Raw genomic sequence first — 24618 nt, forward strand, 5'->3', positions numbered from 1 at the left:
TCAACAGCATGGCGACGCCGGCGGTAAGGGCCGTACATGGAGGGTTCGCTACTCTACGTCAGCCGCCGGCTCGCGAGCCCCGCGGACGTCCAGGACATCGTCTCGGCCTCGCGGGTCAGGAACGCGCGGTTGCAGGTGACGGGTGCGCTCGTCGCTTGCGAGGATCGGTTCGCCCAGATCCTCGAGGGGCCGCGGCCCGGCGTGGACGCGCTGATGGACAGCATCTCCCGCGACAGGCGCCACGCGGATGTCGACGTGCTCCTGTACGACGACATCGAGCGGCGTCGTTTCCCGGGCTGGTCGCTCGCCTATTCCGGCGCCTCGGTCTTCGTCGACGGCCTGATCAGGGCCCTGGCGGACCGGCCCTCATCCGAACCGGACCCGCACCATCTGCGACGTCTGATCAACATCATGCAGGAGTTTGCGCGGGCCGTCGATTGAAGTCGCGGCCACCTCCCAGCGCCGAGCCGTGTGCCTGTTGGGCCCGCCTCCCGACGAACCCGCGCCGGCGCGTCACTCCATGAACCCCCAGCCGGCCTTCAGGGCCCGCAGCTCGTCCTCGTCGAGCGGTGCCGCCCACTCCATCCTGTCCGCCGGCAAGGGCGGTTGCGGCTCAGCCTCGTGGGTTTCGGGTTGGGCCTTTCGATCCTCTCGTCGAACACGCCGGGCTTGCGTGTTCCTCCGCGCCTTCGGGATGGCGGCGGTAGGGGGCAGTTTTGGCGTGACCGTGACCATGATCGGGCCTCCCGCCTTCAATGTGCGACGAACAGCGGGGTGGGACTGCTCTTCAGGAGCGAGCGGGTCACGCCGCCGAACAGGAATTCCCGCGCTTGGGAATGCCGGTAGGCCCCCATCACGATCATGTCGGCCCGGAACAGCCCGGCCTGGGTGCGGAGGAGGTTCGCGACGCCGTCCGTCGCAGGCAGGTCGTTGACGGTGACGGTCACGCCGTGACGCGCCAGGTGAGGCGCGAACTCGGCCCCGGGAACGAAGACGTCGATCTCCCCCTCGTCGGCCACCGAGACGATCTCCACGGCCTCGGCGGCACGCAGGAACGGCATCGCGTCGTTCGCGGCGCGGGCGGCCTGGGCGCTGCCGTCCCACGCCACGATGATCCGCCGCGCAGCGAACGCCCCCTGTCCGGGCGGTACGGCGATGACCGGGCGCCCGCTCAGGAACAGCGCCTTCTCGATCATCTCGCGGTCGAGATCGTAGGTCCGCGGCCCCGAATCCAGGACGGTCAGGTCGTGCAGGCGCGCCCGTGCCGCCAGCCGGCTCACGACCTCCGGATAGGGCAGGCTCGGGGACTCGGTCGTGCAGATCACCCCGGCCTGCGCCGCATCCCCGGCGGTGCGGTCTGCGATGGAGCGGGCCAGCGTGTCGAGGCGACGGTCGATGACCCCCATGCCCTCATAGGCGAAGTCGCCGATCCAGGCATCGTCGCCCGAGAGGCGCCAGGATGCCGACTGGACCGTCAGGTGTGCGCCCGCGGCCTTGGCGAGCGTCAGGCCGTAGCCGATGGCCGAGGACGGTTCCTCGCGCTCGCCCTCCACGGCCGTTCCGACCAGGATATCGCGTATCAACGCGAGCGGGGATGTGGCGTTTCTGGACATGGCGCGTCTCCGGGCTGAACCGGCTTCGACGGTGAACCTGGCGCGGCCGGGCAACCTTGATCCAGCTCAAGCGCGGCCCGTGACCGGGCGGGGGCATCGATAACGGGGCGGGATTCCGTTCAACGGCTGTTCTCGGCGCGGCACACGGAGTAGCGTCGACAAATGAAGTCGTTGGTCGGTTCCGGGAGTAGTAAATCTACTACTCAGGAACGGATGCCGGTCATAAAACGGTGTCGCTTTCAGCCGATTGCGGCGATGACTGCCGCTGCCTCGGCGCGCGGGCGATCACGAGTGTGAACGATGATGAATCCCGTCGTGCCGCCAAGCGCTGACCCAGGCGACGGCACGCTGACCGTCGACGAATTGCGACAGACCCTCGACGAGGTCGGCGTCTGCATCTGGTCGCTCGACATCCGGACCGGCCGCATCGAAATCCTGCCGACCTGCTCCCGGCTCTTCGGCGTCCCGCCCGAGCAGCTGACCACCTTCGCGGCGTCCCAGGCCCTGGTGCATCCGGACGACCGCCCGGGCCGGGCAGACGTCATCCAGCGCGCCCTGCGCGAGGGCGAGAGTTATGAGATCGACTACCGCGTCGTGCGGCCGGACGGTCACATCAGCTGGCTTCGCTCGCGCGGGCAGGTGCTGATGGACTCGAACGGGCGACCTTATCGGCACCGCGGAGCCATCTTCAGCATCGACGAGCAGAAGCGGGCGGAGGCGGAGCTGCTCGCCCGCGAGGCGCACCTGCAATCCATCCTCGACACCGTGCCGGAGGCCATGGTGGCGATCGACGAGGCGGGTCTCATCCACCTGTTCAGCACGGCAGCCGAGCGCCTCTTCGGCTACGCGGCCGCCGAGGCGGTCGGGCAGAATGTCCGCATCCTGATGCCGGAACCGATGCGCGGCGAGCACGACGCCTATCTCGACCGCTACCGGCGGACCCGCGAGCGCCGCATCATCGGCACCAACCGGGTGGTGACGGGCCTGCGGCGGGACGGCACGACCTTCCCGATGGAACTCTCCATCGGCGAGATGCGCTCGGGCGATCAGGTCTACTACACCGGCTTCATCAACGACCTCACCGAGCACCAGCGGACCCAGGCCCGGCTCCAGGAACTCCAGTCCGAACTCGTCCACGTCTCCCGTCTGAGCGCGATGGGCGAGATGGCCTCTACCCTGGCGCACGAGCTCAACCAGCCGCTGGGCGCCATCTCCAACTACACCAAGGGCTGCCGCCGGCTGCTGGAGCGGCCCGACCCCGAGGCCATCGCAAAGACCGTGGCGGTCCTCGACAAGACCGCCGAGCAGGCCCTGCGGGCCGGGCAGATCATCCGCCGCCTGCGCGAGTTCGTCACCCGCGGCGAGACCGAGCGGCGGACCGAGCCCGTCGCCCGGCTGATCGAGGAGGCCAGCGCCCTCGCGCTGGTCGGCGCCCACGAGCATGGCGTCACGGCGCGCGTCGCGCTGGACCCGCGCGCGGGTGCGGTCCTGGCCGACCGGGTGCAGGTGCAGCAGGTCCTGATCAACCTGATGCGCAATGCCCGCGAGGCCATGCAGCAGAGCGACCGACGCGAGTTGACCGTGGAGGCCCGGCCGCTGGGGTCCGAGACCGTCGAGATCGCCGTGGCGGACACGGGGCCCGGCATCGCCGACGAGATCGCCACCCGGCTGTTCCAGCCCTTCGTGACCACCAAGGCGAGCGGGATGGGCGTCGGTCTCTCGATCTGCCGGACCATCATCGAGGCTCATGGCGGCCGCCTCACCGCCGAGCGCAACCGCGACGGTGGGGCGACCTTCCGGCTCACCCTGCCGGCCGCAAATCTGGGAGACATCGCCCATGGCTAGGCTCGTGCACGTGGTGGACGACGACCCCGCCATGCGGGATTCGGTCGGCTTCCTGCTCGACACCGCCGGCTTCACGGTGGCGCTCTACGAGGATGCGGCGAGCCTGCTCGACCGCATCGCGAAGTGCGCGCAAGGTTGCATCCTCACCGACATCCGGATGCCCGGCATCGACGGGCTCGAACTGCTCCGCCGCTTGCGGGCGGCCGGGCACAGGCTCCCCGTGGTCATGATGACGGGGCACGGGGACGTTCCGCTGGCGGTGGAGGCGATGAAGCTCGGGGCCTGCGACTTCATCGAGAAGCCGTTCGAAGAGGAGGCGCTGCTCCAGGCGCTGCGCTCTGCCCTGGAGCGAGGCGGTCCGGTCGTGGCGGTCGATCCCTCCCTGCAGGAGTTCGTCCGGCGGGTCGGCACCTTGAGCGAGCGCGAGCGGCAGGTCCTCGACCATCTGGTCGCGGGCGGCACCAGCAAGGAGATCGGCCGCGTGCTCGACATCAGCCCGCGCACGGTCGAGATCTACCGCGCGAAGCTCATGGCCAAGACGCAGGCAGAAACCCTGCAGGAATTGGTGCGTTGGGCCGTTCTGGCCGGCTTCGCGTGACGCCGGCTTGAGGCAGGTCAAGGCGGAGGGCTATTGCTCCGTCCAGGGTCGAATCTTTCGAGCCTCCGAGTTCCTAGTCTACGACGAACATCATGTCGGCGAACCCACCAACCATCTATGTCGTGGACGACGACCCGGCCGTTCTGCACTCGACCCGCTTCCTGCTGGAGAGCGAGGGACACGCGGTCGAGACCTTCGCTGGCGGCCAGGAACTGCTGGCCGCCTTCCCCGGGCCGAGCCCGTGGTGCGTTCTCCTCGACCACGTCATGCCGGGGATGGACGGCCTCGAGGTATTCAAGCGGCTGAGGGATCTCGATGACCGCGTGCCCGTCGTCCTCATCACCGGGCACCCCGACCCGACCATCTGCAGGCGGGCCCGCGCGGCCGGTGTGCCTTTGGTCGAGAAGCCCCTCGTGTTCGAGGCGCTTCTCAATCTGCTCGGCGCCGGCACGACCTCGTTCCTCCAGGCCTGAGAGGCGCACCTTCCCGGACAGCCCGCCGCAGGATTTCGCGGGCGCGGCGGCTCGCGCGGATCGGCCCAATGCGCAGCGTGCGGGGCACGACATGCGCTTTCCCCGTTCCGACTGTATCCGCACCGTGCGGGGCTCGGTGCGCCGGAACCTTGATCTGCCGCAAAGGGCTTGGGCGCGGCCGCGGCGACCCGGCATCGGCGGTGCCCGGCTGCTTGATTCACATCAAGGCCCGGCTCCGGCAGGGGCCTGAGGATCTGCGTGCGGTCAGCGACATGGATCCCGATTCGATGTTGCGCCCGCGCGACCTCCGGTCCGGAGGACAGGGCGCAAACGGGTTTATCGAGAGGGGTTTATCGAGACGGCACGTCCGTATCCGTCCCGTCGGCTGCGCCATCCAGAGCGTTCGGTCCCTGCCCTCATGAGGAGGATCCACCGGTGCCCATCCCCAGCCCCCTCTCAGCGCCTGCGCCGGACGGTCGCCGGCTCGATCGCGGCCTCGCAATCCGCTGGCATGTGCGCCAGATGCTGCGCCGATTGAGCGAGGCCGGCATCGGGACGCACTGGGACCTGCACGGCGCGCCAAACCGGATCGCGCCTGACGCGGATCTCCGTCGGCGGATCCTCGACGCGATGGTCTTCGTACCGATCTTTGATCCCGCCAGGATCGGCGTCACGGTCACGGATGGCGTCGTGACGCTCACCGGCGCTGTGGATCGGTCCGATGCCAGGACGGCGGTGGAACATCGGGTGCGTGGCGTATCCTGGGTGCGCGCCGTCGTGAACGACATCCAGGTCCATGGCGCGCCCAGTCCGGCTGGGTCGCCCTGATCAGGTCCGAGGCGGACGAAGCGATGCGCCTTCTCCCGAGCGACGAGTCCACAGGTCGCCGCTCCCCGATCCGGCAGGCTTCTACGTCCAGCGCCGCGAACACGTCGGCGACAGGGTCTCGCAGGGATGATGGAACAGGTAGTAGCCGAACGCGGCGGTCGCCTCGCGGGCCGGTGCCGGCTGGAAGCCGAATGGCAGGCTCCCGTTCTCGTGCACGGTCGCGCCGAAATCCCATTCGCCGGGGCGGAGGAAGTCCGGGATCAGCATGCCCTGGCGCACGGCGCAGCACATCCCCGGCCCGTGCCGGCGCTGGAACACCCGATAGAAGGAAGACGAAGGTCGTCTGTTCGGCATCGGAACCTCCTGTGGCGCCAAGCCGGGTTCGGTTGCGAATGGGCGCGCCGAAGTCGATGACGGCCCCCGCGGAGCCGTGTCACGCCGCCTTCGGGAAGGCCGACCGGGTCATGTCGCGCGACAGGGTCGTCGCCTCCTCGCGATAATCGGACACGCCGTCGGCCACGAACGTCGTCTGGAGTTCGACCGCCTTCTGGATGGAGCCGCACCGGGCCAGGGCCGCGAGGTGATCCGCCTGGGCCTGAAGACGTCGGCCCGTGAAGCGCAGCGTCTCCGCCGCAAGGCGCATCGGGAGGCCGAAAGCGACGGTCTGCCACGCATTCAGGCCCGCACCGACGGCCTCGGCCGGGTCGGTCGAGATCTGGGCGTCCGAGTATGCCGTGTGTTTGGATTGCATGGGGAACTCCGTGTCAGGCGATGTCCGGCATCGATGGTTCTCCCCTGGGTAAAAAGCTTTGATTCAAATCAATTCGGCAAAAATTCTGTCTTGGTTCTGGCGAACCTTGAGCGAATTCAAATGAAGCTCAAGCTTATAGAGCATGTGCCAACACCGTCCAGCCTTGAGCCAGATCAATGCTTCGCGTTCAATGCGCGGGATCCTCTGCCCATCGAAGGCGGCTGGCTGTCTGCCGCTCGGCCCCGGAACCACCCTGCCGGCCGCCAGGGCCTCCTTGCGTGAGGAGAAGCACATGCGAACCATCGAGAATCGAACCGAGGACGTCGTCCTGAACGTGCTCAACGTCTTCCTCGGCGTCGCCCTGTTCTTGGCGCCCTGGTATCTGGGGCTGGCGACCGAAAGCGCTGCGGCGCGCAACGCCTGGATCTGCGGGGGCGCCATCGCCGTCATCGCGGTGCTCGCCCTCAACAAGGCCTACGAATGGGAGGAGTACCTCAACGTCGCCCTCGGCCTCTGGGTGGCTGTCTCCCCTTGGGCGCTTGGCTTCGCAGATGTTCAGTATGCCATGGGCATCCACGTCGTCGTCGGCTTGGCGGTCGCTGCCATAGCGGGGATCGAGCTAAGGCAGATCCACATCCCCCGGGCGCGCTCCATCTGACCGGGTCCCATCCGCCGGGAGCGCGGTCGCGCCGGTGCGCTCTGCCCGGCGCGGCCGAACCGCGGAGCGGCCCCTCCCCCGTCGTGGAGCAACGCCATGCCTCTCGACCCTTTTGCCCTCGTCGTTGCCGCATCGTTCACGGCAGGCTGCGCGTCGATCCATGCGCTGCGGCACCATGCCGACGTGGTCACCCTTGTCCTGGCCGCGCTGGCTTACGGGCTCGTCGCCACGGTCGGTTCCGTCTTGGTCGCCCGCGACGGCATGATCATGCTTCCGGACCACACGGGCGGGCATCTGGTCCTGCCGCTCGCGGGGGGGGCGAGCCCAGGCGCCGTGCCTACGTAACTGCCCTTAAGCGGGCCTTCGTAAGAGACCGCCCGGAATTTCAGCGGCGTCTCGGCTCGGTCATTCTCGCCGTCATCCAAAGGGATGAGGAGCGAGCTGATGTCGAGCGAGATGACCCTGCCTGCCTCTGGTGACGTGGCCGCCCGCCTTCCGATGCAGCGCCCCGCCCGCCTCGGGAGCGGCCTCTTCGCGGATTGCCCCGAACTCATCGGCACGCCCTTCTCCTACACCCGCGAGGAGGAGATCTACGGCGAGGGCGAGGACGCCGAGTTCGTCTACAAGGTGATCGTTGGAGCGGTGCGCACGCACAAGGTACTGGGCGACGGTCGCCGCCTGATCACCGGCTTCCATCTACCCGGCGGCCTGTTTGGCTTCGAGCAGGGCGAGCACCATCGGGACACGGCCGAGGCCCTCTCCGACACCCGGGTCCTGATCTTCAGGCGCCGGCAGATCGAGCGCGCCGCGGCCCAGAGAGCCGAGGTCGCCTGCCAGCTCTGGGGCATGGCGGCGAACGGCCTTCGCCACGCCCAGGACCATATGCTGCTGCTCGGGCGTCGCTCGGCCCTGGAGCGCGTCGCCGCCTTCCTTCTGGACGTCGATGCGCGCCTGGGCGGCACCGGCACCTTCGACCTGCCGATGACCCGCCGCGACATCGCCGACTATCTCGGGCTGACCATCGAGACCGTGTCGCGCACCGTCTCGCAGCTGGAAGGCGAGCGGGCCCTGCAGCGGTCCGGAACCCGGACGGTCGCGCTCCAGCGCGCACGCCTGCAGCGGATGGTTGAGGATTGAGCCGGCGGCCACGCTCTCGCCGCTCCAAGGGCGACGCCGCGCGGGTCCCGAGGCTCGTGAGGCGGCTCAACCCCGGCGACGTGCGGTCCGCATCAGCATGTGGCGCCATCGCGCCTGCGGTCGAATCCGCAGGCACTCGCAACGCTCCCGCCGCTCGGGGCGGATCGTGACCGGATGATCGACCGCAGAAGACGCCTGCGTCGGTGATGTCATGGGAGGGGTGGAGGGACATGCCGCCCGCTCTCACGATCACGGCCCCGGATGTGCACGGCACAGCGTGGACGCGGAGCACCGTCGTCCCGCCCCCGACCCTTTCGGGGTTCATCCGGACGGTGAGCGCCCCCCACCAGTTTGCTCTGGTGATGCTGTCGATCGCCCTCTTCGTGGCCGACCTGGCGCCCCTCGAGCTGCAACGGCGCATCGTCAACGAGACCTTAGCCCGCGGAAGCGCCCGGACCATCGTCCTGCTCGCGTCCCTCTATCTGGCGACCGCCTTCGCCATGGGCGCGCTCAAGCTCGGCCTGAACGTGTACCGGAGCTACGTCAGCGAGAACGCGGTTCGCTGGCTCCGCCGGACCTTGCTCCAGGACTTTCGCGATTTCGCGCCCGATGCCCGTCCCGAGGAAGAAGGCGTGCAGGTCTCGCTCGTCCTGGCGGAGGTGGAGCCCGTCGGTGCCTTCGTCGGACCGAGCGTATCGGAACCCGTTCTGCAGGGCGGCATCGTGGCGGGGACCTACGCCTACATGCTGTTCCTCAACCCCCTGATGGCGGTCATGGCCCTGGCCGTCTTCTCGCCTCAGATGATCTTCGTGCCGGTGATGCAGCAGGCCATCAACCGTCGCGTCGTGCTGCGGACGTACGTCTTGCGCCGGATCAGCGGCGGCATCATAGGCCAGCCCGGATCCAGGCTTCCGCGACGGCAGGAGACTCGCGTCGATAGAATATTTTCCATCAATATGGCTATATTTAAGCTCAAGTTTTCAATGAACTTCCTGATGAACCTGATGCATCATCTCGGCGTCGCGATCACGTTGGGGCTCGGGGGCTATCTCGTGATCAGGGGCGAGACCGAACTCGGTACCGTCGTCGCGGTCATCGCGGGTCTGAAGCAGCTCAACGACCCTTGGGGTGGTCTGGTCGACTGGTTTCGCGAACTCAAGGTCACGCAGGCGAAGTACGGCCTGCTCCGAAGTGCCCTGGAAGCCCTCTCCCGCCCGACGGCGTGACGCTCCGGGCTCGTTCGCGCGAGGCTCCTTGATCCAACGCAAGGATGGGCGAACCGCCATGCCGCATCTCTTCATCGATGGCGGCGTCCGTCCCGCCGGACCCGCGAGGAGCGGATGATGCGCACGATCGAGAACCAACTCGAAGACCTCTTTCTCAACGGCTGGAACCTGCTGCTTGGGGCGAGCCTGATCGCGGCGCCCTGGTACTTCAATTTCACGTCCGAGGCCGTCGCCAGCTGGAACGCCTGGACGTTCGGAGCGACGGTGATCGCCCTCGCGGTTCTCGCGCTGATGCAGACCTATGACTGGGAGGAGTACGCCATCGCGGCCGCCGGGCTCTGGGCCTGCGTGGCGCCGTGGGTGCTGGGCTTCCAGGAGGCGACAGCCGCGACCTGGGCGCATGTGGGTTTCGGCGTCGCGCTGATCGTCTCGGCCGGCTCCGAACTCTGGCGCCTGCGCGACTCGTCGGCCGCCCACGAGGTCTGACCGGGCGGCGAGCGCCGTGGTCGCGTGGGACGATGACCCGCCGTTGCGCGAGCGCCCCGCTCGAATGCGCCGCCGGCCCTTCCCCCGTGCCGCCGGCCTTGACGCATCTCAAGGCGCTGCCGGACGCGGGAAGCGACCGTTGCACGGGTGTGCATTCCCCAGGCCAGGCCGATGCCCGATCCAACCCCAGAGCAGCCGGCGGCGCGCGGCAGGCCCGGACCCGGCCGCATCGGATCCTGGTGGCTCGCCGGGGTTGGCGGGCTCGTCGGGGCTGTTGCCGCAATCCTGGCGACCTCGGCCTCACAGGACATCGCCACGCGGCCGGACTGGCCCTCGGGACCTCCCTATCGGGACCTCGCCCTCTTCGGTTCCGCGTTCCACGCCATCCGGACACTGGCCATCGACGCGCGCAGCGATGGCCAGCTGGTCGACGCGGCGATCGCCGCGATGGTCGCCTCGCTGGATCCGCACTCGCGGTACCTGACCGCAATCCAGTTCCGCCGGCTCGATGAGCAGGATACCGGGAGCTATGCCGGCATCGGCGTCGAGATCGAGTCGGGCGGAAGGGTTCAGAATACGCTTCCGGATACCCCCGCGGCCCGGGCCGGCCTGATGCCCGGCACCGTCATCGAGCGGATCGACAGCGTCGCGGTCGGAGGCCTGGGCCGGGACCGGGTCGTGGATCGCCTGCGCGGCGAGCCGGGATCCACAGTGCACTTGCGGGTCGTCCGCCCGAGCGAGCGCGCCCCGACAGAAATCGTCCTGACTCGGGAGTGGCTGCCTCTGCATCCGGTGCGTATGCGCGTCCTGGATTCCGTCGCCTATGTCGCGCTGGACCATTTCGACGAATTCACGACCGGGCGGCTCCTCCGGGCGGTGGCGAACCTGAAGGCCGGCATCGGCCGCGACCGGCTCACCGGCTTCATCCTGGATCTCCGCGGGAACCCGGGCGGCCTCGTCGTGCAGGGCGTCGCCGTTGCGGGCGCATTCCTCGGGCATGGCGAGATCGTGCGCCTGGTCGGCCGGGGTCCGGGCAACGTCGAGCGGTTCGCGCTGGACAGGACGGGGGCGGACCTGATCGACGGCCTGCCGCTGGTGGTGCTGGTCGACGGCGGCACCGCGTCCGCGGCCGAGATCGTCGCCGGCGCCCTCCAGGACCATCGCCGCGCGACCGTCATCGGCACGCGGACCTACGGCAAGGGGGCGGTCCAGACGACCTACGCCCATCGCGACGGGCGCGGCCTGCGCCTCACCACGGCCTGGGTCGTCACGCCGTCGGGCCGGCGGGTGGAAGGGAACGGCATCGAGCCCGACCAGGTGGTGACGCAGGCCGGCGAGACCGGAAGCCGCGACGGTCCATCCCCCCCGCCGAGCCGGTCGATGCCCGGCGGCGGATCCCTGCAGGGCGGCACGCTCGACGACGCCCGCGTCGCGCCCGCGCACGACCCGCAGCTGCGGGCCGCGCTGCAGCACCTACGAACCGCCCCTGCGGGCCAGTGACGGCGCGGCGGGCATTGATCTGCCGCAAGGTTCGCCGCGGCGGCCGACCCGAGAATGCCGGATCCGCTGCCGGTTCGGTCCGGCCCCCCCGACACGGAGGCGTCCCATGACCACGCTATTCGACGAACGCGAACAGGCCTTCGAGCGCCGCTTCGCGCATGAGGAGGAACTGCGCTTCCACACGCGCAATCGGCGCAACCGGCTCCTGGCGACCTGGGCGTGCGAGCGGATGCGCCTCACCGGCACGGCGGCGGAGGGCTACGTCACCTCCTTCACCGAGGGCGCCGTGGTGACCGACGACGAGGATCTGATCGTCAGGCTGGACGCGGACCTGAAGGCGGCCGGCGTCGCGGTGGCGCCCGCGATCCTGCGGAAGGAGATGGAGCGCTGTGCCGCGCTCGCCCATGCAGAACGGCGCGTCGGCCTTGCGCTGGATCAAGGCTCCGCCGTCTAGGGTGCGCAGAGTCATCGCGCCGGCCCAGCCATCGGGCGTGAACGGGAGGACTGCCATGACCGACAAGGATCTCCGCCGCGACGTGCTCGACGAACTCGACTTCGATCCCAGCCTCGACGCGGCCGATATCGGTGTCGCGGTCTCCGAGGGAGTCGTGAGCCTGACGGGGCATGTCGGCAGCTATGCCGAGAAGGTCGAGGCTGAACGCGCCGTCCGCCGCATCAAGGGCGTGCGCGCGATCGCTCAGGAGATACAGGTCCGCTACGCCGACGAGAAGAAGGTCGAGGACGACCAGATCGCCGCGCGGGCGCTGGCGATCATCGACTGGTCCGTGCACCTCCCCAAGGACGCCATCCAGATCAAGGTCGCCGGGGGCTGGATCACGCTGACCGGCTCGGTGCGCTGGCAGTACCAAGCGATGGGCGCGGAGGCGGCCGTGCGCAAGCTGTCCGGCGTCTACGGCGTTACGAACCTGATCACGGTCAAGCCGGAGGTCCGGCCGATGGCGGTCAAGGACAGGATCCTGGAGGCGTTCAAGCGCAGCGCGCTGTTCGAGGCGGACGCGATCAAGATCAGCGTCGAGGGCGACAAGGTCACCCTGGAGGGCGCCGTGACGGCGTGGGCCGAGCGGGACGCCGCCGAGCGCGCGGCCTGGTCGGTGCCTGGGGTGCGGTCCGTCGAGGACCGGATCGTCGCTCTCTCCTGAGGAGATGTCCATGCCGCACGCAACGCAAGATCCCGGCGCCACCGCGTCTCGACGCGAACAGCATGCCGCGAAGCCGGCCGCGCCCGCGATGCTGCACCGGGTTATCCTGACGCTGGCGCGCTGCCCGGAGCATCCGGACGGCAGCGCCGGGCGCGGCTACGAGATCGTCGCGCCGCTCGGGCCGGACGGCCGCCTCGACGCGGCGCTGTGGAGCGAGTCCCGCGACCATTGCCGCGTGCGCCGCTTCTGGACCGGCGAGCCCGACCGCTATGGCCGGCTCGTGCATCGGGCCGGAGGCGAGGGCGGCGCGACTTGGCTGATCGACTACGACGACCGGACGACGGAGGACGACGAGCCGGGCTACCGGCTCGGCACGCACGTCTTCGTCGAGGGCGAGTACGTGTCCATCCGGGAGGCCGACGACGAGACCTACCACACGTTCAAGGTGACCCGGCTCGGCAGTGGGCTCCTGGGAGACCATGCATGACATTGAAGCCTAGACTTGTTCCTTCGACCGTGGCGGGAGCGGCCTTGCCCGTGTCCGGCGACCCGTGGCTCGCCCTGTGGCGCACGGTCTGGCTCGACCTGCCCCTCGCATGGGCTGGCGAGTTCGACCGTTGCCTGTCCCGGGGGACGCCGCTGGGGCCGGCGGCCGTCGCCGATCGGCACGCCGGTGCCGCGCGGACGCCCGCGGAGGCGGTCGCGCTGGGCCTCGGCTGCGGCGACTACGCCGAGGAGGCTTTGGAACGAGCATGAACCCTCCCGGCGCGCCCGGCCAGCGGCGCCCTCGCGGCAGTCTGAGGATCATGGCGTCGGAACGCGCCGCTCCGCGCTCCGGCCTTTGACCCAACTCAAGGTTACGACCCGGATGTGTCGGCCCGGTGGTCTCCCGGACTGGGAGACACTCCACGACCGACGCACCCGATCGCCAACCAGCGGCACGGCGTCCTCGAGGTCGCGATCAGGCTTCACACGGCTTGCGATGCGCGGCGGGCTCGGACTTCGAGGCGGCGCCTCGGGTTGAATGCCGGCATCCTCGATCCGTCTGCAACCGGCCGGAAGCGCAGGTGGATCACCCTGGAGGCGTCCCGCTCCAGGGTGACTGGGAATCATCAACCCAGGATCGTCCAATCATCCACCGTCTCGGCCTTCCGGGGCTCATCGGTGTCGGCGGGGCCGCATTGCATGATGTCGCCCTCGATCCGGCGCTGGTCTGGAGACTCGGGCGCATGCCGCTCCGGCCAGACCCAATCCTTCACCTTCGGGAGGTCGTCCCCGGTTCGGCAGACGTAGGCCCGATGGGCGGCGAGCGCCTCCCGGAGCGCCTGCTCGGCGTGCTCGGCATGCGCTCCGAGTCGGGGCACAATCTGAAGTGCGGCCTGCGCCAGATGGTACCGGTCGAGGCGGTTCAGCACGCACATGTCGAAGGGCGTCGTCGTGGTGCCCTCCTCGATGAAGCCGTGCACGTGGAAGTTCTCGTGGTTGGTCCGCTTGTAGGTCAGGCGATGGATGAGCCACGGATAGCCATGATAGGCGAACACCACCGGCCGGTCGTGGGTGAACAGGCTGTCGAAAGTCGGGTCGTCCAGCCCGTGCGGGTGCATCGCCCGCGAGGGGAGTGTCATCAGGTCGACGACGTTCACCACCCGCACCCGCAGCTCGGGGACGTGCTGGCGCAGCCAGTCGACCGCCGCCAGCGTCTCCTGGGTCGGCACGTCGCCCGCGCAGGCCATCACCACGTCGGGCTCCGCGTCGCCCTCGTTCGAGGCCCATTCCCAGATGCCGGCCCCTGCCGCGCAGTGCTTGGCGGCCTCGTGCAGGCTGAGCCATTGCAGGGCGGGCTGCTTGCCGGCCACGACCACGTTGATGCGGTCGTAGGTGCGCAGGCAGTGCTCCGTGACGCAGAGCAGGCAGTTCGCGTCCGGCGGCAAGTAGATGCGGGCCGTGTCGCCGCGCTTGTTCGCCACGAAGTCGATGAAGCCCGGGTCCTGGTGGCTGAAGCCGTTGTGGTCCTGCCGCCAGACATGGGACGACAGCAGGATGTTGAGCGAGGGCACCGGGCGGCGCCAGGGCAGGTCGCGCGCGGATTTCAGCCATTTGGCGTGCTGGTTCACCATCGAATCGACCACGTGCACGAAGGCCTCGTAAGTCGCGAACAGGCCGTGCCGGCCCGTGAGGACGTAGCCCTCGAGCCACCCCTCGCAGAGGTGCTCGCTCAGCACCTCCATGACGCGGCCGTCCTTGGCGAGGTGGTCGTCGCCCGGCAGGATCGCCTCCTGCCAGTCCCGGTTCGTCACCGCGAAGACCGCGTCCAGCCGGTTCGAGGCGGTTTCGTCGGGGCTCATGATGCGGAAGTTGCGCGCCTCGGTGTTGAGCGTCAGGATCTCGCGCAGGTAGGCACCGAGGGCACGGGTGGCCTCGGCTTGCGAGCCGCCAGGGCTCGCCACCGCGACGGCGAAGCTTTCCAGGTCCGGCAGACGCAAGGCCTGCGTCCGATCCCCGTTGGTGTGCGGGTTGGCGGAGAGCCGCCGGGGGCCCTGCGGCGGCAGCGCCGCGAGGTCGGCCACGAGCGAGCCGTCCTCCGCGAACAGCTCCTCCGGCCGGTAGGACCGCATCCAGCGCTCCAGGATCGCACGATGCCCGGCGTTCTCGCGGACGGCCGCCACGGGCACTTGGTGCGCGCGCCACGTTCCCTCGACCGGCTTGCCGTCGACGGTCTTCGGCCCCGTCCAGCCTTTGGGGCTGCGCAGCACGATCATCGGCCAGCGCGGCCGCTGGACCTCGCCGTTCCGGGCCGAGTTCTGGATCGCCGCGATCGCATCGAGCGCCGCATCGAGGGCGGTCGCCATGGCCTGGTGCATGGTCGAGGGCGCGTCCCCCTCGACGAAGGTCGGCTCGTAGCCGTAGCCGACGAGCAGGCTGCGCAACTCCGCCTCGGGGATGCGGGCCAGGATCGTCGGGTTGGCGATCTTGTAGCCGTTCAGATGCAGGATCGGCAGGACGGCCCCGTCGTGGCGCGGGTCGAGGAACTTGTTCGAGTGCCAGGCGGCGGCGAGCGGCCCCGTCTCGGCCTCGCCGTCGCCGACCACGCAGGCGACGATCAGGTCGGGGTTGTCCAGGGCCGCGCCGAAGGCGTGCGCCAGCGAATAGCCGAGTTCCCCGCCCTCGTGGATCGAGCCGGGCAGTTCGGGCGAGGCATGGCTCGGGATGCCGCCCGGGAACGAGAACTGCCGGAACAGGCGTGCCATCCCGGCGACATCCCGCGCCACGTCCGGGTAGATCTCGCTGTAGGTGCCCTCGAGATAGGCGTTCGCCACGAGCCCAGGGGCACCATGGCCCGGTCCCCAGACGGCGATCATGTCGAGGTCGCGCAGGCGGATGGCGCGGTTCAGGTGCGCGTAGATGAAGTTGAGGCCCGGCGTGGTGCCCCAATGTCCGAGGAGCCGCGGCTTGACGTGTTCCGGCTTCAGTGGCTCGCGCAGGAGCGGGTTGTCCATCAGGTAGATCTGGCCGACAGACAGGTAGTTGGCCGCGCGCCAGAAGGCGTCGATCTGCCGGAGCCCGTCCGGCCCGAGCGGGCCGGGCACGAACGGCAGATCGTATCCATCATCCCGACCATGGCCGCTGCGGCGGTCCCTCGGCTCGTGCGTCACGTCCATATCGGCCACTCGGAGGATGCAGATCCAGGCATCGACGGTGCCCGTGCGCAGGGCCGAGGGCGTTGAGGTGGATCAAAGCGCCCGTCGGCAGGCCCGGCAGGATGCCTCCCGTCAGCCAAGATGGGAGCGGGCGATGAACCTGGTGTTTCAATCCACCGACATCCGGACGGTGCGCCGTGTGGCCGTTCCGGTCAGGCTGGAGGCACGCAACGACGCGAGGCCCGGCCTCGTCACGGACATCGGCCGCTACCGGACCATCGGCAGCCTGCAGGCCCTGGGCCTGGCCATCGCGGCCTCGATCGTCACGCCGCCGCTGATCTGGCTGGCTCTCTGACACCCGGACCGAGCGCAGGAGGCAAGGCGATGGACGACAGGACCGTGCGCCAGCACGTCACCGACGAGCTGAACTTCGCCCCGATGATCGACGCGGCACAGATCGGCGTCGCGGTCGAGAACGGTGTCGTGACCCTGACCGGGCATGTCCGCAACTACGCGGAGAAAGGCATCGCAGAACATGTCGCCCTTCGGGTGCGCGGGGTCCGCGCGGTCGTGGAGCAGATCGAGGTCCGCTACCCGGACAACATCCGCATCGGCGACGAGGCTCTGGCCGACCGTTGCGCCCGCGTGCTGGAATGGGACGTGCAGATCCCGGAGCGATCGGTCGAGCTCAAGGTCGAGAAGGGGTGCGTCACCCTCCAGGGCAGCGTGCCCTACTACCACCAGAAGGCGGATATCGACAAAGCCCTGCGCCGCCTCGCCGGCGTCACCGACATCGTGAACCTCATCGCCGTGAAGCCGCCGGCCCAGCCCGCAGAGATCAAGGCCCGGATCCTCGCGGCGCTGAGGCGGAGCGCCAAGGATCCGGACACCATCCGCGTGCAGGTGGACGGCGATACGGTGATCCTCGACGGATGCGTCGACGCGTGGCGCGAGCGCGAGCTGGCCGAGCGCGCCGCTTGGTCGGCCCCCGGGGTGCGGGCCGTGGAAGACCGCCTGACGCTGGCTTGCTGAGGCCGGTCCGATGCTGGCGATGGTGCTGCGGTCGGTCGGCGGTCCGCTCCTGCCCGAGCACCGCCCGGACCCGGAGCCCGCCCCCGGCGAGGTCCGCATCCGCGTCGAGGCCTGCGCGATCTGCCGGACGGACCTCCACGTCATCGACGGCGAGCTGCCGCAGGCCGTCTACCCCGTCGTGCCGGGCCACGAGGTCGTCGGCCTCGTCGAGGCCGCCGGTCCGGGTGTGACCGACCGGCGACCGGGCATGCGGGTCGGTGTAGCCTGGCTCGGGCACGCCTGCGGCCGCTGCCGCTATTGCGAGGCCGGCCGCGAGAACCTGTGCGACACGCCCGGCTTCACCGGGTGCACGCGCGACGGCGGCTTCGCGAGCCACCTCCTGGCCGAGGCCGCCTTCACGGTGCCGCTCGATCCGAGCCTCGATCCGGTCGCGACCGCGCCGCTACTGTGCGCCGGCCTCATCGGCTGGCGCACCCTGCGGATGGCAGGCGACGCCGGGACGGTCGGGCTCTACGGCTTCGGAGCGGCCGCCCACATCGTCGCCCAGGTCTGCCGATGGCAGGGACGGCGCGTGTTCGCCATGACTCGGCCCGGCGACCGGGCGGCGCAGGATTTCGCCCGCGCCCTCGGGGCCGCCTGGGTCGGCGGCTCCGACGAGGCGATCCCGGAGCCGCTCGACGCGGCCCTCATCTTCGCGCCGGACGGGCGCCTCGTCCCCGCCGCCCTCAGGGCCGTGCGCAAGGGCGGCCGCGTGGTCTGCGGCGGCATCCACATGAGCGACATCCCGGCTTTCCCGTACGCGTTGCTCTGGGGCGAGCGCGCGGTGCTCTCGGTGGCCAATCTCACCCGGGCCGACGCACGCAGCTTCTTCGCGGTCCTGCCCCAGGCCGGAATCGTCACCCGTACGCGAACCTACCCGCTGGCGCAGGCGAACGCCGCCATCGCGGCGCATCGGTCCGGCGCCCTCCAGGGGGCTGCCGTCCTCGTGCCGTGAACCGCGGGCCTGCGCCGGCTCACGCTCCAGCGGGCCGCCCGGCCGGCGCCCTTTGCGCTGGATCAACGACCCGCGCGCGGACCCGCGCGAGAGTGATTCCCGTCGGACCGGTACCCGGGCCTTCGGAGGCGACCATGCACTACGCGAACATCCTCGTATCCGTGGATCTGGACGGCCCCGCGCCGGACCGGATCCGCCTGGCTGCCGGGCTCGCGCACCGCTTCGAGGCGACGCTCACCGGCGCGGCCGCCCATCCGGTCCCGGTCCCGATCCTGGTCCACGATGTCTACGACGCCACGATCCAGGAGAAGGAGAACGAGCGTGTGGTGCACGGCCTTCTCGAGCGCGCCCACGCTGTCTTCGCGGGCAACGCGGGCGAGGGCATCCGGACCGATTGGCGCCCGGCCTTCGCGGGACCGATCACCCACCTCGTCGAGCAGGCGCGGGCGGCGGACCTGGTCGTCGTCGGCCGGCGCGGCCCGGACGACGACAACGCCGACGGCCTCGGCGTCCCGCCCGGCCCGGTCCTCATGGAGGCCGGCCGCCCCGTCCTGGTCGTTCCACCGGGCATCGAGCACCTGAAGGCGGCCCGCATCGTTGTGGCCTGGAAGGACGGCCCGGAGGCACGGCGCGCCGTCTCGGGCGCGCTTGGCTTCATCCGGCACGCGGATCAGGTCTTCGTGGTCACGGCCGGCGACGGCGCACGGTTCGAGGGCGCCGAGGACGTGGCCGGTCATCTCGCGCGCCACGGCGCCTCCGCGACCACGCATCTCCTGAAGGCGGCGGCCGGCGACGGCGATGCGGTCCTGCGGTTCGCCCGGGAGCACGAGGCCGACCTGATGGTCATGGGCGGCTACGGTCATTCCCGCCTGCGCGAATGGGCCTTCGGCGGCGTCACCCGCGAGATTCTGCAGACGGCGCCCGTCTGCTGCCTGATGTGCCACTGATGCGCCTCTCAGCCCCCGCGATGAGCATCGCCGTCGTGCTCCTGACCGCCCTCCTCGGCACCCCCGCGACCGCCTGGGACCGCCGCGTGCAGCAGGGCGAAACGCTCGCTCGCACCAACTGCGCCCGCTGCCACGCCGTCGGGCGGATCGGGAGCAGTCCCCTGCGCGAGGCCCCGCCCTTCCGCGAGCTTCACACACGCTATCCGGTCGAGGACCTCGGCGAGGCCCTCGCCGAGGGCATCCGCACCGGACATCCCACCATGCCCGAGTTCCGGTTCGAAGCCGACCAGGCCGAAGCCCTCATCGCATACCTGAAATCGTTGGAACGCTGAGGCGGAGACCCCGATGTACCTGCGCTGCCTGCTCGTCCCCACCGGGCCCGGCGTCGACCCGACCCGCCGGCTGGAAGCCGCCCTGCGCCTCGGCCGCCGCCTTCAGGCCCATATCGGCGTCTGCTTCATGGCGCCCGGGCCGGAACACGTGCTGGCCGGCATGGCGAGCCTGGTGCCCGTCGACGATAGGACCATCGAGGCCATCGAGCGGGGAGTGCGCGAGGCCGCCGCGGAGGGCAAGGCGGCCCTCCGCGCGTGGTGCGAGCGCGAGAACGTGCCGCTGATCGCCAAGGCGGAGCGCCTCGACGCCACCTTCGCGACCTGGACCGAACTCTCCGGCGAGGTCGAGCCCCTCCTGACGCTCGCGGGCCGCGTCAACGACCTCGTCCTCGTCGACCGACCCAACCCCGGGCAGCCCTTCACCGGGCGGGCGCTCGACACCGCGCTGTTCTCAGTCGGTCGGCCGACTCTGATGGTCGGCGAAACCGTCCCGAACGACCTGCTGGGCCACGTCATGATCGCCTGGAACGGCAGCCTGGAGGCGACGCGCCTGATCGGCCAATCCATCGCCCTGCTGCACGAGGCCACGCGGGTCACGGTCGTGCACGCGCGGACCGAACGCTTCGACGAGGCGCGAGCTGCGGACCTGTGCGGCTACCTGCGCTGGCACGGGGTGGTGGCCGAGGCCGTCACCCTGCCGGCTCCGGACGGCACCCCGGTCGGTCCGGCGATCCTGGCCGAGGCCGAGCGCCGGAACGCCTCCATGCTGGCGCTCGGCGCCTACACCCACAGTCGCGTGCGCGAGTTCCTGCTCGGCGGCGTCACCCGCCACATGATCGAGAACGCGCGCCTGCCTGTGCTGATGGCCCACTGAGACCGCACCCGCGCTCGCCGCACGCGGTCAGCGCGGTGCCCGTTCCAGGTCGAGATAGGCCGGGTCGAACTCCGCGATCCGGCACAGGCGGTTCCAATCCTCGATGGTCAACGACGTGCCCCGCCAGGTGATGAGCCCGTCATGGCGAAGCTCCTGCACGACGCGGTTCGTGTGGACCGACGTCAGTCCCAAAGCGCTGCCCAGCTCCGTTTGGGTGACCGGCACCTGGCACGTGCGTGCCTTGGTCATCCCGGCCGTCCGCAAGCGGGTGAAGAGTTCGCAGATCAGATGCGACATCGCCTCGCGTGCCCGCCGGTGCCCGACGTTGAGGAGCCAGCGGCGGGAGATGGCGCCGTCGACGAGCGTATCGAGCCAGAGAAGGCGCGCGAGGTGCGGGTTCCGGTCCATGATCTCGTGCAGGGCCCTGTGCGGGATAACGGCCAGCCTGCAGGGTGTGAGCGTCGAGATGGCGTGGTCCATGCGCCGCCGGGGAAAACTCTGCAGGTCGATGAAGTCTCCGGGGATCTGAAGCCCGAGGATCTGCGGTTGCCCCCCCGCAAGCAGGGTGTAGCGGCTCGTCCAACCTTCCAACAGCAGCCTGCACTCCGACGGGACGTCGTGCTCGCGCAGGATGTCCCGGTCCGCCGCGACCTCCACGGTCCGACAGACCGCACCCGAGAGAGCGTCCTTCTCTGCGGCCGACAGAACATCGCGTCGCTCCAACCTGCGGATCAGGGGTTCGAGGCCGACACGATCCCCGCCGCCGATGTGTATCCTGGCTGCTTGTACGGGCATGGGTCAGTGGCTCATCAGGCAGCAGACGGGGGAGCCGGCGAGCAGGTTACGCGTGACGCCGCCGAAGGCCCATTCGCGCAGCCTGCCGTGGCCGTAGGCGCCCGTGACGATCAGGTCCGCACCGTGCTCGGCGGCCGCGTCCACGAGCGTTTCGGAGGTCGACGCACCCAGGGCGCCCGGCCTGACGCTGGTTGCGAACACGTCGTGGGCTTCCAGGAAGCGGAGGATGTCCCGCGTGTCGGCGGCCCCGCTGCCGTCGTCGATGGCCACGACGACGGCCTGGGACGCCCGCTTCAGGAACGGCAGGGCGTCCCGGACGGCCCGGCGCGCCTCGCGGGTGTTCTTCCAGCCGACCGCGACCCGCTTGGCATCGAGGTGGTCGACGTCCGGCGGCACCACCAGCACGGGCCGTCCGAGATGCATCAGCGCTTCGCCCGCGTCGACCGAGAACAGCCCGGAGCCGGGATCCGTCCGGCGTCCGACCACGACGAGGTCGGCGGCGGCGGCCTGCGCGACCAGGAAGGGCAGCGGAAGGTCGAGATTCGAGCGCCACTCGATGCGACTGCGCGTCCCGACGGCTTCCGCGAAGACGGCATGGGCCCGCTTGAGGTCGTCCAGGATGATCTCGCTCGACGCCTCCAGCGCGTAGGCGCTCGCGGGCGTCGGTCCGACGGGCGGAACCGCGAAGGCCGGCTGCTCCGCGCAGACGCCGATCAGGCCCGCGTGGAAATCGTCGGCGAGGTGGGCGGCCAGCCGGACGCGGTCCCGCGCATGAGGGTTCTGGTCCACTGCCACCATGATGCTGGCGTAGGTCATGGAAGGGCTCCGGCCGGAAGGGAGGAAAGGCGGCGGTGTCCCGCGGGGTCCGTGAGGCCGGCGGCCCCGCGCACCCCGCGCGGCCGCTCAGGCGACGGTCAGGTGATCCACGACGGCGCGCACCCCCGGGGCCGACCAAGCGGCATTCTCGGCGAGATTGCGCTCGTGCCAAGCGTGCACCTTGCCCTCCAAAGTGACCTTCGCATCCTTGACGGTCACCTGGATCGCGTCCGACTCGACCTCCGCGTTGCGCTTGAGGGCCGCGAGGATCTTCGAGCGCACGTCGGCCGCGTCCGCCTTCGGGGCCACCTCGATCTTGTTGATGATGCCGGTGACGCCGGAGAGGCGCTTGATCGCGGCGCGGGCCTCCTCCTTCTGGTACTGCCACTCGACCTGGCCGGTCAGGGTCACCCAGCCGTCCTGGACCTGCACCTGCACGGTGTTCTTCGGTACGGTCACGGACCAGTCGAGCATCTGCACCGCGCGCCGGGCGAGATCCTCGTCGCGCGGCGGCGCCTCCCCGACGAAGCGTACCTTGATCTCCTCCACCACGCCGCGCACGCCGCGCACCGTCTTGGCCGCCTTCTCGGCGGCCAGCCGCTCCGAGTAGCTGCCGACGTGGCCCGTGAGGATCACGATACCGTTCTCGACGGCGACCCCGATGCTCGCCGCGTCGATGCTCGGCTCGAAATCGAGCTCGTCGATGACGTTCTGGCGCAGGAACTTGTCGCTCATCTCACTCTCCCTGTGGTCATGTTGAGGCCCTGACGGGCCCGGAGCGGACGCTAGGCGCGGCAAGCCGTCGGACATTGATCCAGCGCAATACCTTCTCCCGTCTCGATGCGGCTCCGTATCGGGCAGGGCCGAGGGCCGCCCCGGCAGCCCGGGTTCACCGAGCAGGCCGCGACCGTCTCGATCATCATTCGTGCGTCGAAGAGCCGATCGAACACGGGCACGTCGGCGAAGGCGCGTGGGACCTGCGCATTTCCGGAGATCAGCGCGAACGGGACGCCCCGCCGGCGCAATTCGCAGGCGAGCGGGAAGCAGGAGCCGCGGTTCAGGTCGATGCTGACGATCGCGAAATCCGGCCGGACGTCGTCCAGGCTCCCGGCCGCGTCATCGCAGCTGGCGTAAGGGCCGCTGACCGCGCAGCCGGCATCGGTCAGCATGTCCTCGAGCCACATGCCCGGCAGTGCCTGCGGCTCCGCCACAAGCACGGTCGGCCCGTTTCCCATTCCATCCAGCTGCATCCCGTGCCTCCCGTTCCCGATTGCGACGGTGCCAGGATGGCCCAGGCAGACAGGCGCGCCTTGCGCTATGTCAACGGACGCACGGCCATGCCGACCATGGCGAGGACCGCCAGAAACATGCAGGCCGTGGCCGCCCAGCCGAGCAGCCGGAGCGGCCCGCGCACCGCGAAGGCGCCCATGATGTCGGGGCGTGCAGCGGCCAGCATCATCACTGCCATGATCGGCACCGCGATGACGCCGTTGACCACCGCGCTCCAGTACAGCGCCCGGATCGGGTCGACCGCGCCGAGGCTGATGATCATGCCGACCAGCGTGGCCAGGGCGACGGTGCCGTAGAAGGCGCGGGCCTCCAGCATGCGGCGGCCGAACCCGACCGGCCAGTGTTGCGCCTCGCCGACCGCGTAGGCCGCCGAACCGGCCAGAACCGGCACCGCCAGCAGGCCGGTCCCGACGATGCCGAGGGCGAAGACCGTCGCGGAGAACGGGCCCGCGAACGGGCGTAGGGCCTCGGCGGCCTGGGCCGATGTCTGGATGTCGGTGATTCCGTGGGGATGCAGCACCGCGGCCGTGGTGACCATGATGGCGAGCGCCACGAAGTTGGAGAAGGTCATGCCCACGATCGTGTCGACCTCGATCCGATGCAGGGCTTCCCTGCCCTGTTCCGGTGCATGCAGGAGGTCGCGGCGGCGCGGATAGGCGTGCAGGTCCTCGGCCTCTTCGGCCGCCTGCCAGAAGAACAGATATGGGCTGATCGTCGTGCCGAACAGCGCGACCAGCGTGGTCAGGCCCGGTCCGCTGAGGTCGATGCGCGGCAGCGCCATGGCCAGGGCCAGCTCCCACCACGAGACGCGCGCGAAGATCACCACGGCGAGATAGGCGAACAGGCTGAGCGTCAGCCATTTCAGGACGGCGACGTAGCGCGCGTACCGGAGGACGAGCTGCATGAACGTGCAGATGCCGGCGAACAGGACGACGTAGAGCCAGCGTGGACCGGGCAGCAGCAGGTCCAGGGCGTCGGCCATGGCCCCGAGGTCGGCGCCGAGGTTCAGGATGTTGGCGACGAGCAGCAGCAGCACCACCGCCTGCAGCAGGGCGTTCGGGTAGTGCTGGCGCAACACGCCGGCGATGCCGTGGCCGGTGGTGCGACCGATCCGTGCCGAGACCATCTGGACCGCCGCCATCAGCGGCAGGCTGTAGAGCATGGTCCAGCACAGGGCGTAGCCGAGTTGCGCCCCGGCCTGCCCATAGGTGGCGATGCCGCTCGGATCGTCGTCCGAGGCGCCGGTGATCAGGCCCGGACCGAGCACGCGCAGCAGGCGGGGTTTCGAGGGGCCGACCGCGGGGCTCGGCGCCTCGGGATCCTGCTCCTCCAGCGGGACGGAGAGCGTGGGCGTCGGAGCACTCATGCCGCTGATTGTCGTCCGTCGCGCAATCCCGCCTGGATCGAACGGGCCACCTTCAGGGCCGCGGCCAGGTCGTCCCGGTCGGTGCCGTACCGCCGCCAGAGATCGTCGAGCCAAGACACCCGCCCCTCGCTCCCATCGGGGATCTCGGAGAACGGAATGTGATACATCCCGTCCAAGGCCTCGATACCGTAGCCGGTCACGGCCCATTGCCGGCCCTGCCAATGCACGGGTTCTATCAGGTCGTGGCTCATCGCGATCT

At 69.9% G+C, this 24618-nt stretch carries 32 protein-coding genes; 21 read left to right on the top strand and 11 right to left on the bottom strand.

What is annotated here, in order from left to right; genetic code table 11:
- Positions 1 to 36 precede the first annotated feature (36 nt).
- A complete protein-coding gene (locus Q8W67_RS07550; RefSeq protein WP_305543102.1) occupies positions 37 to 441 on the top strand; it encodes a BLUF domain-containing protein in 405 nt (134 codons plus the stop codon).
- Between the two features lie 72 nt (positions 442 to 513).
- Here the strand turns inward: Q8W67_RS07550 and Q8W67_RS07555 are convergent, their stop codons facing one another.
- A complete protein-coding gene (locus tag Q8W67_RS07555) occupies positions 514 to 735 on the bottom strand; it encodes a hypothetical protein (RefSeq protein WP_305543105.1) in 222 nt (73 codons plus the stop codon).
- 17 nt (positions 736 to 752) lie between these two features.
- Positions 753 to 1613 (bottom strand): universal stress protein, encoded by an 861-nt coding sequence (locus Q8W67_RS07560; protein WP_305543106.1) that lies wholly within the window; start codon positions 1611 to 1613, stop codon positions 753 to 755.
- Between the two features lie 300 nt (positions 1614 to 1913).
- On the opposite strand from Q8W67_RS07560, the gene Q8W67_RS07565 reads away from it, so the two are divergent.
- From Q8W67_RS07565 to Q8W67_RS07580, 4 genes are all read left to right on the top strand, one after another.
- Positions 1914 to 3458, top strand: a complete 1545-nt coding sequence (locus tag Q8W67_RS07565) for a sensor histidine kinase (RefSeq protein ID WP_305543107.1) — start codon at positions 1914 to 1916, stop codon at positions 3456 to 3458.
- On the top strand, positions 3451 to 4056 hold the full coding sequence (gene fixJ, locus Q8W67_RS07570) for a response regulator FixJ (RefSeq protein ID WP_305543109.1): 606 nt from the start codon (positions 3451 to 3453) through the stop codon (positions 4054 to 4056). Before Q8W67_RS07565 ends, fixJ begins: the two co-directional genes overlap by 8 nt.
- 92 nt (positions 4057 to 4148) lie before the next feature.
- The gene (locus Q8W67_RS07575) at positions 4149 to 4529 is read left to right on the top strand and encodes a response regulator transcription factor (protein WP_305543111.1); all 381 of its coding nucleotides are present in this window, start codon (positions 4149 to 4151) and stop codon (positions 4527 to 4529) included.
- A gap of 435 nt (positions 4530 to 4964) precedes the next feature.
- Positions 4965 to 5357, top strand: coding sequence for a BON domain-containing protein (locus Q8W67_RS07580; RefSeq protein ID WP_305543112.1), 393 nt, complete (start codon positions 4965 to 4967; stop codon positions 5355 to 5357).
- A gap of 81 nt (positions 5358 to 5438) precedes the next feature.
- Here Q8W67_RS07580 and Q8W67_RS07585 read toward each other — a convergent pair whose 3' ends face one another.
- Positions 5439 to 5711, bottom strand: a complete 273-nt coding sequence (locus Q8W67_RS07585) for a hypothetical protein (protein WP_305543114.1) — start codon at positions 5709 to 5711, stop codon at positions 5439 to 5441.
- Between the two features lie 79 nt (positions 5712 to 5790).
- Positions 5791 to 6108: a phasin family protein gene (locus tag Q8W67_RS07590; protein ID WP_305543117.1), complete on the bottom strand. Its 318-nt coding sequence runs from the start codon at positions 6106 to 6108 to the stop codon at positions 5791 to 5793.
- Positions 6109 to 6400: 292 nt separating this feature from the next.
- On the opposite strand from Q8W67_RS07590, the gene Q8W67_RS07595 reads away from it, so the two are divergent.
- The 10 genes from Q8W67_RS07595 to Q8W67_RS07640 all read left to right on the top strand — a co-directional run bounded on the left by Q8W67_RS07595 (position 6401) and on the right by Q8W67_RS07640 (position 13031).
- Positions 6401 to 6766, top strand: coding sequence for an SPW repeat protein (locus tag Q8W67_RS07595; protein WP_305543120.1), 366 nt, complete (start codon positions 6401 to 6403; stop codon positions 6764 to 6766).
- A gap of 96 nt (positions 6767 to 6862) precedes the next feature.
- Complete coding sequence (locus tag Q8W67_RS07600; protein ID WP_305543122.1) at positions 6863 to 7111, top strand: hypothetical protein; 249 nt, start codon at positions 6863 to 6865, stop codon at positions 7109 to 7111.
- Positions 7112 to 7264: 153 nt separating this feature from the next.
- Positions 7265 to 7903 carry a helix-turn-helix domain-containing protein gene (locus Q8W67_RS07605; protein WP_370693839.1) on the top strand — a complete coding sequence of 213 codons (639 nt, stop codon included), beginning with the start codon at positions 7265 to 7267 and terminating at the stop codon, positions 7901 to 7903.
- A gap of 230 nt (positions 7904 to 8133) precedes the next feature.
- Positions 8134 to 9129: an ABC transporter ATP-binding protein gene (locus Q8W67_RS07610; RefSeq protein ID WP_305543126.1), complete on the top strand. Its 996-nt coding sequence runs from the start codon at positions 8134 to 8136 to the stop codon at positions 9127 to 9129.
- A gap of 114 nt (positions 9130 to 9243) precedes the next feature.
- Complete coding sequence (locus Q8W67_RS07615) at positions 9244 to 9615, top strand: SPW repeat protein (RefSeq protein WP_305543127.1); 372 nt, start codon at positions 9244 to 9246, stop codon at positions 9613 to 9615.
- A 171-nt stretch (positions 9616 to 9786) separates the two neighbouring features.
- A complete protein-coding gene (locus tag Q8W67_RS07620; protein WP_305543130.1) occupies positions 9787 to 11115 on the top strand; it encodes a S41 family peptidase in 1329 nt (442 codons plus the stop codon).
- A 106-nt stretch (positions 11116 to 11221) separates the two neighbouring features.
- Positions 11222 to 11569 (top strand): DUF1476 domain-containing protein, encoded by a 348-nt coding sequence (locus Q8W67_RS07625; protein WP_305543133.1) that lies wholly within the window; start codon positions 11222 to 11224, stop codon positions 11567 to 11569.
- A 55-nt stretch (positions 11570 to 11624) separates the two neighbouring features.
- Entirely contained in the window at positions 11625 to 12275 is a 651-nt protein-coding gene (locus Q8W67_RS07630) for a BON domain-containing protein (protein ID WP_305543135.1), read from the top strand.
- 10 nt (positions 12276 to 12285) lie between these two features.
- Positions 12286 to 12762, top strand: a complete 477-nt coding sequence (locus Q8W67_RS07635) for a hypothetical protein (protein ID WP_370693837.1) — start codon at positions 12286 to 12288, stop codon at positions 12760 to 12762.
- Entirely contained in the window at positions 12759 to 13031 is a 273-nt protein-coding gene (locus Q8W67_RS07640) for a hypothetical protein (RefSeq protein WP_305543138.1), read from the top strand. Before Q8W67_RS07635 ends, Q8W67_RS07640 begins: the two co-directional genes overlap by 4 nt.
- Before the next feature lie 356 nt (positions 13032 to 13387).
- On the opposite strand, the gene Q8W67_RS07645 is transcribed toward Q8W67_RS07640, so the two are convergent.
- Complete coding sequence (locus tag Q8W67_RS07645) at positions 13388 to 15934, bottom strand: phosphoketolase (protein ID WP_305543141.1); 2547 nt, start codon at positions 15932 to 15934, stop codon at positions 13388 to 13390.
- A gap of 133 nt (positions 15935 to 16067) precedes the next feature.
- On the opposite strand from Q8W67_RS07645, the gene Q8W67_RS07650 reads away from it, so the two are divergent.
- From Q8W67_RS07650 to Q8W67_RS07675, 6 genes are all read left to right on the top strand, one after another.
- Positions 16068 to 16268 carry a hypothetical protein gene (locus tag Q8W67_RS07650; RefSeq protein ID WP_305543143.1) on the top strand — a complete coding sequence of 67 codons (201 nt, stop codon included), beginning with the start codon at positions 16068 to 16070 and terminating at the stop codon, positions 16266 to 16268.
- Positions 16269 to 16297: 29 nt separating this feature from the next.
- Positions 16298 to 16945 (top strand): BON domain-containing protein, encoded by a 648-nt coding sequence (locus tag Q8W67_RS07655; protein WP_305543144.1) that lies wholly within the window; start codon positions 16298 to 16300, stop codon positions 16943 to 16945.
- Positions 16946 to 16955: 10 nt separating this feature from the next.
- Positions 16956 to 17939, top strand: coding sequence for a zinc-dependent alcohol dehydrogenase family protein (locus Q8W67_RS07660; protein ID WP_305543146.1), 984 nt, complete (start codon positions 16956 to 16958; stop codon positions 17937 to 17939).
- Between the two features lie 134 nt (positions 17940 to 18073).
- Positions 18074 to 18886: a universal stress protein gene (locus Q8W67_RS07665; protein ID WP_305543148.1), complete on the top strand. Its 813-nt coding sequence runs from the start codon at positions 18074 to 18076 to the stop codon at positions 18884 to 18886.
- Complete coding sequence (locus Q8W67_RS07670) at positions 18886 to 19218, top strand: cytochrome c (protein WP_305543150.1); 333 nt, start codon at positions 18886 to 18888, stop codon at positions 19216 to 19218. Before Q8W67_RS07665 ends, Q8W67_RS07670 begins: the two co-directional genes overlap by 1 nt.
- A gap of 13 nt (positions 19219 to 19231) precedes the next feature.
- Complete coding sequence (locus tag Q8W67_RS07675; RefSeq protein WP_305543152.1) at positions 19232 to 20092, top strand: universal stress protein; 861 nt, start codon at positions 19232 to 19234, stop codon at positions 20090 to 20092.
- Positions 20093 to 20119: 27 nt separating this feature from the next.
- On the opposite strand, the gene Q8W67_RS07680 is transcribed toward Q8W67_RS07675, so the two are convergent.
- From Q8W67_RS07680 to Q8W67_RS07705, 6 genes are all read right to left on the bottom strand, one after another.
- Entirely contained in the window at positions 20120 to 20887 is a 768-nt protein-coding gene (locus tag Q8W67_RS07680; protein ID WP_305543155.1) for a Crp/Fnr family transcriptional regulator, read from the bottom strand.
- Positions 20888 to 20890: 3 nt separating this feature from the next.
- Positions 20891 to 21703, bottom strand: coding sequence for a universal stress protein (locus tag Q8W67_RS07685; RefSeq protein WP_305543158.1), 813 nt, complete (start codon positions 21701 to 21703; stop codon positions 20891 to 20893).
- Positions 21704 to 21790: 87 nt separating this feature from the next.
- Entirely contained in the window at positions 21791 to 22438 is a 648-nt protein-coding gene (locus Q8W67_RS07690) for a BON domain-containing protein (protein ID WP_305543160.1), read from the bottom strand.
- Positions 22439 to 22488: 50 nt separating this feature from the next.
- A complete protein-coding gene (locus Q8W67_RS07695) occupies positions 22489 to 22953 on the bottom strand; it encodes a histidine kinase (RefSeq protein WP_305543162.1) in 465 nt (154 codons plus the stop codon).
- A gap of 65 nt (positions 22954 to 23018) precedes the next feature.
- Positions 23019 to 24359 carry an NRAMP family divalent metal transporter gene (locus tag Q8W67_RS07700; RefSeq protein ID WP_305543164.1) on the bottom strand — a complete coding sequence of 447 codons (1341 nt, stop codon included), beginning with the start codon at positions 24357 to 24359 and terminating at the stop codon, positions 23019 to 23021.
- Positions 24356 to 24610: a hypothetical protein gene (locus Q8W67_RS07705; protein ID WP_305543166.1), complete on the bottom strand. Its 255-nt coding sequence runs from the start codon at positions 24608 to 24610 to the stop codon at positions 24356 to 24358. Before Q8W67_RS07705 ends, Q8W67_RS07700 begins: the two co-directional genes overlap by 4 nt.
- Between the last annotated feature and the right edge of the window lie 8 nt (positions 24611 to 24618).

Source organism: Methylobacterium sp. NEAU K (assembly GCF_030700285.1).
GTDB lineage: Bacteria > Pseudomonadota > Alphaproteobacteria > Rhizobiales > Beijerinckiaceae > Methylobacterium.